Origin of the sequence: Acidocella sp., assembly GCF_035535915.1 — a bacterium.
Lineage (GTDB): Bacteria > Pseudomonadota > Alphaproteobacteria > Acetobacterales > Acetobacteraceae > Acidocella.
In genome coordinates, this window is the sequence record NZ_DATLPB010000101.1 from 1 (window position 1) to 12,191 (window position 12,191).

9 protein-coding genes are annotated in these 12,191 nt (G+C 64.8%); all 9 read left to right on the forward strand.

Going from position 1 to position 12,191, the window contains the following annotated elements:
• On the forward strand, positions 1–556 hold a 556-nt coding region (locus VNC39_RS13175), incomplete at its 5' end, for a methyl-accepting chemotaxis protein (protein WP_325399940.1).
• Between the two features lie 481 nt (positions 557–1,037).
• Complete coding sequence (locus tag VNC39_RS13180) at positions 1,038–1,733, forward strand: helix-turn-helix domain-containing protein (protein ID WP_325399942.1); 696 nt, start codon at positions 1,038–1,040, stop codon at positions 1,731–1,733.
• 314 nt (positions 1,734–2,047) lie between these two features.
• On the forward strand, positions 2,048–4,216 hold the full coding sequence (locus VNC39_RS13185) for a putative bifunctional diguanylate cyclase/phosphodiesterase (protein ID WP_325399944.1): 2,169 nt from the start codon (positions 2,048–2,050) through the stop codon (positions 4,214–4,216).
• A gap of 200 nt (positions 4,217–4,416) precedes the next feature.
• Positions 4,417–5,976 (forward strand): AAA family ATPase, encoded by a 1,560-nt coding sequence (locus VNC39_RS13190; protein WP_325399946.1) that lies wholly within the window; start codon positions 4,417–4,419, stop codon positions 5,974–5,976.
• Between the two features lie 108 nt (positions 5,977–6,084).
• On the forward strand, positions 6,085–7,668 hold the full coding sequence (locus VNC39_RS13195; protein WP_325399948.1) for an MHYT domain-containing protein: 1,584 nt from the start codon (positions 6,085–6,087) through the stop codon (positions 7,666–7,668).
• Positions 7,665–9,530 carry a diguanylate cyclase gene (locus VNC39_RS13200; RefSeq protein ID WP_325399950.1) on the forward strand — a complete coding sequence of 622 codons (1,866 nt, stop codon included), beginning with the start codon at positions 7,665–7,667 and terminating at the stop codon, positions 9,528–9,530. Before VNC39_RS13195 ends, VNC39_RS13200 begins: the two co-directional genes overlap by 4 nt.
• Positions 9,531–9,747: 217 nt before the next feature.
• A complete protein-coding gene (locus VNC39_RS13205) occupies positions 9,748–9,960 on the forward strand; it encodes a hypothetical protein (RefSeq protein ID WP_325399952.1) in 213 nt (70 codons plus the stop codon).
• Between the two features lie 226 nt (positions 9,961–10,186).
• Positions 10,187–11,287 carry an OmpA family protein gene (locus tag VNC39_RS13210; protein WP_325399954.1) on the forward strand — a complete coding sequence of 367 codons (1,101 nt, stop codon included), beginning with the start codon at positions 10,187–10,189 and terminating at the stop codon, positions 11,285–11,287.
• A gap of 120 nt (positions 11,288–11,407) precedes the next feature.
• Positions 11,408–12,191: class I SAM-dependent methyltransferase (locus VNC39_RS13215; RefSeq protein WP_325399956.1), on the forward strand; the 784-nt coding region annotated here is incomplete at its 3' end.

Consider the following 12,191-nt stretch of genomic DNA (forward strand, 5'->3'; position numbering starts at 1 on the left):
GGAAGCGGCGCGCGCCGGCGATGCCGGGCGCGGCTTTGCGGTGGTGGCGACGGAAGTGCGGGCGCTGGCGCAGCGTTCGGCCGATGCGGCGAAGGAGATCAAGACGCTGATCTCGGCCTCGACGCAGCAGGTCGATACCGGGGTAAAGCTGGTGAGCGAGACCGGCCAGGCGCTGGGGCGCATCGTCGCGCAGGTGAGCCAGCTCAACGGGCTGGTGGTGGAACTGGCCGCTTCGGCCAAGGAGCAGTCCACCGGCCTCGGCGAAGTGAACGCGGCGGTGAACCAGATGGACCAGGTGACGCAGCAGAACGCGGCGATGGTCGAACAATCCACCGCGGCGAGCCATGGGCTCTCGGGCGAAGCCCAGGAACTCGCCCGCCTGGTCGGGCAATTCAACATCGGCGAGGAAACGGCAGAACCTCCCTCCCGCAAGGCGCTGCCCCCCATTGTCAGAGGCGGCGCTGAACGTTCCTCCAACCGCAGGCTCCTCGCTTCGCCGCGCCGCGCCGCGCAACAGCCGGCCTTGGTCTCGGCCGCTGACGAACGCGAATTTTAAAACGAAACGGGAAGCACTCGTTTTTGTGAACACAAAGTAGCAAAAAAACTTGTCGAATTTGGGCCCGTGCGATTCCACCGCCGGGCCCAATTTAACAAGGGGCCGGCATAGATAACGCCAGTGCCGTTTAGGTATGGCATTGAGAGATCGGCATTTTTCCGATCATTGCATTTTCGGCGTATTTTCCCTGTTCCGTCAAGGGCGCGAAGCGCCGGCGAAGCCGGGTAAACCCCTTGACGGAACAGGGAAAATACGCAGACGCTCGGGATCGGAACAATGGCAAAAAGTATGCTTATCTATGCCAGCCCCTTTAACAAAGTTTTTGCGCCGCTTTGACGAAAAACGGTCACTTCCTGCCGCGGCTTTTCCCCGTTTTTCACAACGTTTTACATGCCACATGCCCTTGCCGGGCTTAGAGTATCGGCAGTTGAGCGGCGTCGCGCACCGCCGCGCTTCCACCTCTTCGTTTCGGCAGGATAGCATGGCACACGGTTTCACCGCCTCCCCCTGGTACGATCTCTCGCCGGCCTGTCCCGAGGCCGGGCCCTCGCCTGATGCCCGCCCGCACGCCCAGGCGGAACCGGCGCGCCCCCCGTCCGGCCGCCACGATGAGGACGGTCAGGCCACGGCCACGCTCATCGCCGCCAAGCTCATCGCCCTGTGCCGCGCCGCCGGCGCCGGCGATGGCGGGCTGGCGAGCTTCCTCGACAATCTGCTTGCCGCGGTAACCGCCCGGCTCGACCGCATCGACGAACACGGCACCGCCGCATCGCACCGGCTCGCCACCTGGCAGGAAAACGCCGCGAAGAAACTGATGACACAAGATCTGAGTTGCCCGCCGAGCTTGCAAGCCCTGGCCTCGGCCTGCGGCATGTCGGCCAGCGGCTTCGCCCGCGCCTTTCGCGGCTCCACCGGCATGTCGCCACGGCAATGGCTGATCTCCGTCCGCATCGGGCGGGCGCGGGACATGCTTGCCGATTCGGCCGTCCCGCTCTCGGCCATCGCCCTCGATTGCGGCTTCTGCGACCAAAGCCATTTCACCCGTACCTTCACCCAACTGGTCGGCAAGACCCCGGCCATCTGGCGGCGGGAGGCGCGCCATCGCCCCGGTTCGGCGCCGGTCGCCTGGGAAGATGACCAGGAATGGCGCAGCCACCTGGCTTGTGCCGCCGAATAAGCCACGCAACCGGCGCCTGAGCCCGGAAGGCCGCCCAAGCGCATCGGCCGCGCGGCGGTGCCTCAAAAACAACAGATGCCGGAACGGGGCATTCATCCGATCGGGTGAATGCCCCGAACACGTTGCGCCGCCGTGCACGCGCACCCCGCGAGCCCGCTGCTTGCGGTCCGTGCGATTGCGTGAGAAAACCGTAACGTTTAAAGCTTATGGTTGTTGTGTCCCCCAGGGCCCCCTAATGTCCCGCCCTACAGAACAAATCCAGCCGCCGTCCGTCACATCCCCAATTTCTAACTAATGGTTAATCACAGCGTAGAATGACGCAGATCCCGGCGCCGACCATTGTGATCATCGACGACAGCGCGACCAACCGGCAGATTTATGCCCGGCTGGCGCACCAGCTCAGCCCGGACATCACCGCCCACTCCTTCGCCCATCCGCAGAAGGCGCTGGACTGGCTGGCCGGAGACAGCGCCGACCTCATCATCACCGATTACAAGATGCCCGGCATGACCGGCGATGAGCTGGTGCGGCGGGTCCGGGCCGCGGATCCCGAAATCCCGATCATCGTCGTCACCGCCTATAGCGACCGGGAGTTCCGTGTCACTTCGCTGGAGGCCGGCGCCACCGATTTCCTGCTCAGCCCGGTCGACCATGTGGAGTTCGCCACCCGCGCCCGGAACCTGCTGAAATTGCGCACCCAGCAACGCCAGATCAAACAGCGTGCCGACCTGCTCGAGCACCGGCTGGAAGTGAGCCTGACCGCAAACGAACAGCTGCTCCGTGAAAGCCGCGAGGCTTTGGCCCAGGTCATCGACACCGTTCCCGCCTTGATCAGCGCCGCCGACCGCGAGGGGCGCTGCGTCTTCGTGAACGCGCTGCTGGCAGCATCGGTCGGCCTGGTCCCGGCCGACCTGGTCGGCAAGCCGGTGGATCTGCTGTTCGGCGCGGAGCGCGCGACCTCCCACCGGCGGCTGGACCGGCGGGTGCTGGAAACCGGCCACCCCACCCCCACCCGCGAAGAAGAGATCACCACGGCCTCCGGCGAAACGAGGGTCTACCTCACCAGCAAGGCGCCGTTGCGCGACAGCCGCGGCGGAACCGCCTGCGTGCTGACCACCTCGGTCGATATCACCGACCGCCGCGATGCGGAAAAGCGCCTGCGGCATATGGCCACTCACGATTCACTGACCGGTCTTGCCAATCGCGACATGCTGCGCGACCGCATCCGGCGCGAACTGGCCAGGGGGCGGCGCGGCGACCAGCAATTCGCCCTGCATTACGTCGATCTCGACCGGTTCAAGGCGATCAACGACGCCCATGGCCATCATGGCGGCGATGAAGTGCTCCGCCAGGTGGCCGAAGCGCTCGCCGCCGTCGCCGGCGATGGCGTCATGGTGGCGCGGATCGGCGGCGATGAATTCGTGCTGCTGCAGCCGGACATCACCAGCCCCGACGAGGCCAGGCGCATGGCCGACGCCGTCATCGCCCAACTGAACCAGCCGGACCATGTGACCGGGGCGCTCACTGTCGGCGCCAGCGTCGGCATCACCCTCTCGCCGCGCGACGGCACCGAGCCGGACGAGCTGCTGAAAAATGCCGACCAGGCGATGTATTCGGCGAAAAAGAACGGCGGCAACGCCAGTTGCTTCTTCGCCGCGGATATGCGGCCGCGGGCGCGCCAGATCGCCCAGCTCGAAAAGGAATTGCGCGGGGCCATCGCGCGGCAGGAATTCGTGCTGCACTACCAGCCGCAGATCGACCTCAAGCGCGGCATCGTGTTCGGCGCCGAGGCGCTGCTGCGCTGGCAGCGCCCCGGCCACGGGCTGGCGCGCCCCGACCAGTTCCTCGGTCTGGCCGAGGAAACCGGGCTGATCGTGCCGATCAACGAATGGGTGCTGCGCGAAGCCTGCCGCCAGGCCGCCGCCTGGGAAGCCGCCGGCCTCACCGACTTGCATATCTCCATCAATTTGTCGCCGATTCAGTTCCGTCGCCGCAACGTGCTCAAGGCGGTCGCCACCGCGATCAAGGCCGCCGGCGTCACCCCGGCGCTGATCGATCTCGAACTCACCGAAGGCATTCTGCTCGGCGACACGGAAGACGTGGTCGCACAGCTTCACGCCTTACAGGCGCTGGGCGTGACCTTGTCCCTGGACGATTTCGGCACCGGCTATTCCTCGCTCAGCTATGTCCGCAACTTCCCGCTCGACCGGCTGAAAATCGACCGCACCTTCATCCAGGGACTGGGCAGCAACCAGAATGACCTGGCGATCGCGCGCACCGTCATCGATCTCGGCCATATTTTGAATCTGCGCGTGCTGGCGGAAGGCGTCGAGACCGAGGCCCAGCTGCGCCTGCTGCAAGCGGAAGGCTGCGACGAAGTCCAGGGCTTCCTGTTCAGCACGGCCGTGCTGCCGGATCAGTTCGTCGCGCGGTTCATGCAGGGCCCGCCGGTCATGGCCGCGCCCGTGCCTGTGGAGAAGTAAGCAAGGAAGAAAGCGCTACTTTTTGTGAACAAAAAGTAGCAAAAAAACTTTGTTATGCTGGGTCATGGGCGTTGTCGCCGCCACCGCCCATACCCCAGTTTCACAAAAGTTTTTTGCTTCTTTTTTTCAAAAAAGAAGCCCTTCCTCTTTGTTGATCTGCATCAATGCCCTGGGGCCCGGAGCATCGTTGCATACACCCCATGAACGAGCCGAGACGCGACGCCATCCCCGCAGCGCAGGGCGACATCGCCGATTTTCTGGCGCGCCTGGCCGGCCGCGCGCCGATCACCACGCATATTTCGGCCGTGTTCGTCGGCGCCGATGACGTGTGGAAGCTGAAGAAAGCGGTCCGCCTGCCGTTTCTCGATTTTTCCACGCCCGCCAGCCGCAAGCATTTCCTGTTGCGCGAGCTGGCGCTCAACCAGCCTGCGGCGCCGGAAATCTACCACGACGTTATCGGCATTGCGCGAACCGGAACCGGCCTGACGTTTTGCGACCGCGACTCTCCGGCGGCCATCGAGTGGGTGCTGCGCATGGCGGTGATCCCGCAAGGGGATTTTCTCGACGCTGCGGCGCCGGACGCGTTCACGCCGCGTTTGTGCCGGGATCTCGCGGACATGGTGGCCCGGCTGCATGCCGAGGCGCCGGTGCGCACATTGCCCAGCCATCACGGGCAGCTCAGCGGATTGATCGCGGGCGCCGCCGCGGCCGCGCGCGCGGCCGGGCTGGACGCGCCGACCGTCAGCGCCTGGCAGAGCGCCATCCTGGCGCGGCTCGACGACGCGGCCCCCCTGCTGGCACGACGCCAGCAGGACAACCGCATCCGCCGGACCCATGGGGATTTGCATCTGCGCAATATCTGCCTCTGGCGCGGCCTGCCGGTGGCGATCGACGCGCTGGAATTCAGCGAGGAACTGGCGACCATCGATATCGGCTACGATTTCGCCTTTCTGCTCATGGATTTGGAATTCCGCGTCGGGCGGGACGCGGCTAACGCGGTGTTCAACCGCTACATGGCGTTGAGCGGCGATCTGGGACAGCTCGAGCTCTACCCGATCTTCCTCTCGCTGCGGGCGATGATCCGCAGCCACATCGAGGCAGCCCAGAAGCGCGCCGACGCGCAGCCCTATTTGCAGGCGGCACTGGCCTACCTGGCGCCGCTCAAGGCGCCGGTCGTCGCCATCGGCGGGCTGCCGGGAACGGGAAAATCGACCTTGGCGCGCGTTCTGGCGCCGGACCTTGGGCCCTCCCCCGGCGCGCTGGTGCTGCGCAGCGATGAGATCCGCAAACGCCTGTACGGCGTGGCGCCGGAAGAGACGTTGCCGGCCACCGCCTACGACGGCGCGGCCAACCGGCGTGTCGCCGCCGCCTTGCTGCGGGGGGTCAGCCGCGCCGCCGCGTCCGGCCACGGGGTGATCGTCGATGCGACCTTTCGTGCCCCCGGCTTGCGCGACGCGGCCGCGCAGCAGGCGCGCGCGGCCGGGCGGCACTTCACCGGGCTTTGGCTGGAGGCGCCGCTGCCGGTGTTGGAACGGCGTGTCACGGCCCGGCACGGCGACGCCTCCGATGCCGGCCTCGCCGTGCTGCGCGCCGCCGCCCGAATCCCTCCCGGCCCGATTTCATGGCGGAAGCTGGATGCCACCGACATCCCCCTCACCGCCGAAGCCGCACAACGATTTCTGCACGCAGATGCACTTCAGGGAATCCAAGCGTGCAATTCCGCACATAGAGCGCGGAGCCGGAATCTCACGAGCACATGATTTCCCCGGCAAGCGTGCATTTTGTTATGCTTGCAAAACGCTCTCTTCCGTATAGATTGCGCAAGAAATAATAACTCAACTTGAGGTTACGGGGGACAGACGGCTTCTATGGGCATCGGCAACATCCTGGCTGCACATTACGATCGCCCGCTCGTTGCCTTATCGATCGCCATTGCCATCATCACGTCCACCGCCTCGCTGAGCGTCGCCGGCCGCATTGCCCCTGCCACCGGGTGGCTGCGGCTCGCCTGGATCGCAACCGCCGGCATCGCCATGGGTGGCGGCATCTGGGCCATGCATTTCATCGCCATGCTGGCCTTCGACCTGCCGGTGACGATCGGGTACGACGTGCCGACGATACTCGCCTCCCTCGGTCTGGCGGTGCTGGTCACCAGCGCCGCCTTCGGCGTTGTCTGCACCCGGGAGGTCCGCTTCGGTTCGCTGGCCACGGGCGGCATCATCATGGGTCTCGGCGTCGCCTGCATGCATTATCTCGGCATGGCGGCGATCGTCGCCTCGGTGACCATGATCTATCGGCCGGGTTTGGTGCTCCTCTCCATGCTGATCGCCGTCATCGCCTCAACCGGTGCGCTCTGGCTTGCCGTGCGCGCCAGCCATCTGATCTGGCGCCTGGCGGCGTCGGTCGTCATGGGGCTGGCGGTCGCCAGCATGCATTATGTCGGCATGGAAGCGATCTGCTTCACCGCCGCGCCGCGCCCGCCTACCTTCCGCGGCGATATTTTCAACAACGGTACGTTAGCATTGTTGGTGGCTACCGGGACACTGATCGCGCTTCTGGTTGCCTTTGCCGCGGCGATGGTCGATCACCGCTTCGCCCAGCGGCAGCGCGAAATCGCCGCCTCGCAAGCCGCGACCGCGCGCGCGGAAACCGCGCTTGCCGCGCTCAAGGCCATGCAGCAAAGCCTGATCCAGGCGGAAAAAATGGCCTCGCTGAGCCGCTTCACGGCCGGCGTCGCGCATGAGATCAACACGCCCATCGGCACCGGCCTGACGGCCGCGACCGTGCTGCAGCAGCATACGTCAGACTTCGTGAAGGCCGTGGAAAGCGGCACCGTCACCAGGAGCGCGGCGTTGCGCTACGCCGCCGTGGCAGGCGAGAGCTGCGCGCTGATCGTTTCCAACATCCAGCGCGCCGCCGAGCTGATTCAGAGCTTCAAGCAAGTGGCGGTCGACCAGACCAGTGGGGTACGGCGTAGCTTCGACCTCGACGCCTATCTTCACGAGGTCGTGCATAGCCTCAGTCCGCGCCTGCGGCGCACCGCGCATCATGTCGCCATCGACTGCCCTGCCGGGCTGCGCTTGTTCAGCGACCCCGGCGCCATTTCGCAAATCCTCACGAATCTGCTGATGAACTCGCTCGTGCACGGGTATCCCGACGGGCGCCCCGGCACCCTCTCCGTGCAGGCGCGCAAACTGCCCGGCGAAACCGTGGAGCTGGTTTACGGCGACGATGGAAGCGGCATCCGGGAGGCCGACCTCAAACATGTTTTCGACCCGTTCTTCACCACCAGGCGCGCCGGCGGCGGTACCGGGCTCGGCCTGCACATCGTCTACAACATCGTGACCCAGACCCTGAAAGGGTCGATCCAGGTCGAATCCATCCCCGGCGCCACGCGCTTTCGGATGCATTTTCCCATGAGCCTGCCCGTCCCTGAGGAGGAAGCAGCTTGAGCGAGACCGATCTGCTGTTCACGACCGACGACGCCGCGCCCGCCCGTGCCGAGAGCCTCGCGCGCCCCTGGACGATCCTGATCGTCGACGACGATCCGGAAGTGCACGCCGCCACCCGCCTCGCGCTGCTCGACACGCGCTTTCAGGACCGGCCCCTGGCCTTTGTCAGCGCCTTTTCCGCGGCGGAGGCCCGGGCCAGGCTGCCGACCCTGCGCGATGTCGCCATTATTCTGCTCGACGTGGTGATGGAAACCGACGATGCCGGACTCGCTTTGGTCCGCTTTATCCGCGAAGAGCTGAACTGGCAGGCGACGCGCATCATCCTGCGCACGGGCCAGCCCGGCTCGGCGCCGGAACATGACGTGATTCTGCAATACGACATCAACGACTACAAAGCGAAGACCGAACTCACTCAGACCCGGCTGTTCACCACAGTGGTCGTGGCGCTGCGCGGTTACCGGCATCTGATCAATCTTGAAACCAGCCGCGCCGGCCTGCGCCAGGTCATCTGCGCCGCATCCTCCCTGCATCGCACCCGTTCGCTGGATCTGTTCGCCGAAGGCGTCCTGCTGCAACTCACGGCGATTCTCGACACCCAGGCGCACAGCATCCTCTGCACGCACCGGCGCCATAACGGCAGCGTGACGGTGCTCACCGGCTCCGGCCGCTTTGCCGGGCTCTCCACCAACCCCGACGATCTGGACATGGAAGTTCGCGAACGCCTCACCGCAACTCTGGCCCTGCGGCGTCATGTGTTCGGCGCCGAATACATCACGCTCTATCTGCCCACGCCGGGCGATCGCGAAGTCATTGTCTATATCGAGAGCGGCCGCCCCCTGACCGAACTCGACATCTCGCTGCTGGAGCTGTTCGGCCACAATATTTCCATCGGTTACGATAATCTGAAAATGTGGCAGCAGCTCGAGGACGCCAATCTGCTGTTGGAACGACGGGTCGCGGAGCGCACGCTGCTTCTGACCGAGAGCGAAGCGGATCTGCGGCGCTTCAAATCCGCGGTCGAGCACAGCTCCGCTTCGATTCTGATCACCGACGTTCACGGCGTCATCACTTATGCCAATCAAGCGGTGCTGGAGACCAGCCGATACGGGCTGGATGAGCTGCTCGGCAACCGCGCCAGCCTGTTCAAATCCGGCGCGATGCCGGACCAGCTGTTCAGCGTTCTATGGGACCAAATCCGTTCGGGAAAAAGCTGGCGCGGCGAATTGCTGAACCGCCGCAAGGACGGCACGCTCTACTGGGAAGCGGTGACGATCTCGCCGGTGGCGAACGCCACCGGGACCATCACGAATTTCGTCGCCGTGAAGGAGGAAATTTCCGAGCGCAAGCGCCTGGAGGAGGAATTGCGCCGGCTGGCGACCACCGACCCGCTGACCGGCACGCTCAATCGCCGCTCCTTCTTCGAGCGCAGCAGCAGCGACGATTTCAGGCGCCAACACCAGGGTAACGCCGCCGTCATGATGTTCGACGTCGACCACTTCAAATCGATCAACGACACGTTCGGCCATGCGGCGGGCGATGCCGTGCTCGCCGCCATCGCCGCCATCTGCCGCGCCACCCTGCGCGAGGAGGACAGCGTCGCGAGGCTCGGCGGCGAGGAATTCGCCTGCCTGCTGCCCGGCGTCACGCCGACGCAGGCCAGGCTCACGGCCGAGCGGCTGCGCACGGCGGTGGCCGAACACGCCATCGTCCTGGCCGACGGCCGGCAAATCGCCGTAACCATCAGCGTCGGTCTGGCGCTGTTCACCCAGGGCGACGACACGCTCGGCACCGTGCTCAACCGCGCGGACGGGGCGCTCTATCTTGCCAAAAAACATGGCCGCAACTGCGTTCGCCAGAATTGAACGGCACGCATCCTATTTACCAGGCGGCGTTTAATCATCAAATCTCGCGGAGATGGCAAATAATTGCAGAATTATGCCAGCCATTATCCTGAATCCGCGCGCAGATTACTTTATAGTAACTAAAATCAAGAAGGCTTGTTGTGTAACTATATGCTCGACCTCGCTTCTATTCAAAAAACCCCAAACTTCTGTTCAGCGCAGCGCCAGGAGCCGATCCATGGAGACGTTTCAGGTCGTTAAGGGATTTGTCGACGGGCACCCGAAATGGAGCGTCGTTCGGATCAAGCGCGATTTTCAAAGCGTCGTGATTTGCGGTGCGCCGCACGACACGTTCCAGGCGGCGGCCGCGGAACTGACCCGCCTGTACCGCCGGGAACATCCCGACGGGGCCATCCCGGCGCCGCGGCGGCAGTTGAACGGCCGGGGCTGACCGACCTCGCGTTCCGGACCGGCCCGCGGGGCATCCCAGCCCGCCCGCACCGAACGGTGTGGATTCGAAACAATTTCCGCGAACCGATATAATTTGTTGTATTTTAGATACAGTTCTGAGTGAATTCGATCCCCCCTCTCGGTTTTCCGCTTCCTGCCTGCTAAATGAAGTGGCGCCTAACGCGATCTGCACGCTATTGCGGTTTTCGTTTTCAATGGGGGGTTTTATGAAATTCCGGGTGACACTTCTTGCGGCCACTCTGCTTGCCGCGCCTTGCGCTCTACCGACTCTCGCCCACGCACAGCCGGTTACCGGCCCGTACATCGCCGGCGGCATCGGCTATAACATCGAGTCCAGCTCGAAGGGCAAGAACATTGTCCTCGACAACACGACGTCGACGGCACCCGGGGCCACCTCGGTCCACATCGTGACCCATAATGGCTGGACCGGCGAAGGCAGCGTCGGCTACGGCTTCGGCAACGGCGTCCGGGTCGAGCTCGAAGGCGATTATTTCTCCAACAACTTCTCCAAAACCAATGGCGTTGCGCAGGTTACAACCTCCGGCAAAGAGGAAAAATACGGCGTATTCGCGAACGCGTTCTACGATTTCGATGTCGGCCTGCCCTATCTGTTCCCCTATCTGGGTGCTGGCATCGGCTGGCAAGCATCCGATTTCAACGACTATAATGCCGGCCCGGTTTTCATCAACAAAACCCGCGGCGCCTTTGCCTATCAGGGCATTGCCGGTGTGGCGTTCCCGATCCCGGCTGTAGCGGGCCTGTCCGCGACCATCGAATATCGCTTCACCGCGCTCACCGGCGCGCGCAAGTATAACGGCGCTGATTTCGTCAACGGCGTGTCCACCAACGCCTCGATCACGATGGGCCACGAGTACAACAACTCGTTCCAGGTCGGCCTGCGCTACCAGCTCTTCACCCCGCCGCCGCCGCCGCCGGCCCCGGCTCCGGCCCCGGTTGCCGCCCCGGCTCCGGCCCCGGCGCAAACCTACCTGGTGTTCTTCGACTGGGATAAATACAACCTCACGCCGCGCGCCGTGCAGATCATCGCCGAGGCGGCCCAGGCCAGCCACAGCCAGACCGTCACCAAGCTGAACGTGTCCGGCTATACCGACACGTCCGGTACGGCGCGCTACAATCAAGGCCTGTCGATCCGCCGCGCCAAGGCAGTCGCCGCCCAGCTGGTGGTCGACGGTGTGCCGAGCTCGGAAATCGAAATCCATGGTTACGGCGAAACCCACCTGTTGGTGCCGACCGGCCCCAACGTGCGCGAGCCGCAGAACCGTCGCGTGGAAATCATTCTCCAGTAAGCGTTTTTACGCCCCGAAAAGCCCCGGCGGGAAACCGCCGGGGCTTTTTTCGCCTCGGCGTCTGCAATGGTAACATCATGTTACTTCATGATCCCGCCCTTCGCCGATATGGTACAGGGTATGTTACCTAAGCCTCCGATGTTCGAACCGCGCCGCTTCCGCACCGCCGCACGCCACTATCTGGCCGGCCGCCCCCCTTACGCCGCGCGGCTGATCGAGGATGTCGCGATCTTCTGCGGGCTCTCGACCCGGCATCGCCTGCTCGATCTCGGCTGCGGCCCTGGCCAACTGGCGAAGGCGTTCGCGCCCCGGGTCGGCAGCGTGCTCGGCATCGACCCGGAACCGGAAATGCTCGCCCTCGCCCAACAGGACGCGCCGCCCAACACGCAGTGGCAGCAGGGGAGCTCCCTCGATCTGGGGCCGGAGCTCGGCCGCTTCCAACTCGTCACCATGGGCCGCTCCTTCCATTGGATGGACCGGGTAGAAACCTTGCGCCGGCTGGACGGCATGATCGAACCGGGCGGCGCCGTCGTGCTGTTGCGCGACAACCATCCGGACCTTCCGGAAAACGCCTGGCGCACCGAGTTCCGGGCCTTGCTCGCACGTTATGAGAAGACCCCGGCACATCGCAGCCCCGGCTGGGTGCCGCATATGTCCGTGCTGCTGGACTCCCCTTTCAGCGCGCTGGAGGAGATGTCCGTCATCGAGCGCCACAGCACCCCGGCCGAAACCCTGGTCGAGCGGGCCTTGTCGATGTCCGCGACATCCCGCGCCCATATCGGCGACCGCGCGGATCTGCTCGCGGCCGACCTGCGCGCGTGGCTGGCCGAACGGGCGCCGGACGGCGTGATTTCCGAGATCATCGCCACCACCGCCTTGATCGCCCGGCGGCCGGACGAGATCG

Coding starts and splice junctions, on each gene's coding strand:
- VNC39_RS13180 (WP_325399942.1), top strand. CDS start 1,038: ATGGCACACGGTTTCACCGCCTCCCCCTGGTACGATCTCTCGCCGGCC.
- VNC39_RS13185 (WP_325399944.1), top strand. CDS start 2,048: ATGACGCAGATCCCGGCGCCGACCATTGTGATCATCGACGACAGCGCG.
- VNC39_RS13190 (WP_325399946.1), top strand. CDS start 4,417: ATGAACGAGCCGAGACGCGACGCCATCCCCGCAGCGCAGGGCGACATC.
- VNC39_RS13195 (WP_325399948.1), top strand. CDS start 6,085: ATGGGCATCGGCAACATCCTGGCTGCACATTACGATCGCCCGCTCGTT.
- VNC39_RS13205 (WP_325399952.1), top strand. CDS start 9,748: ATGGAGACGTTTCAGGTCGTTAAGGGATTTGTCGACGGGCACCCGAAA.
- VNC39_RS13210 (WP_325399954.1), top strand. CDS start 10,187: ATGAAATTCCGGGTGACACTTCTTGCGGCCACTCTGCTTGCCGCGCCT.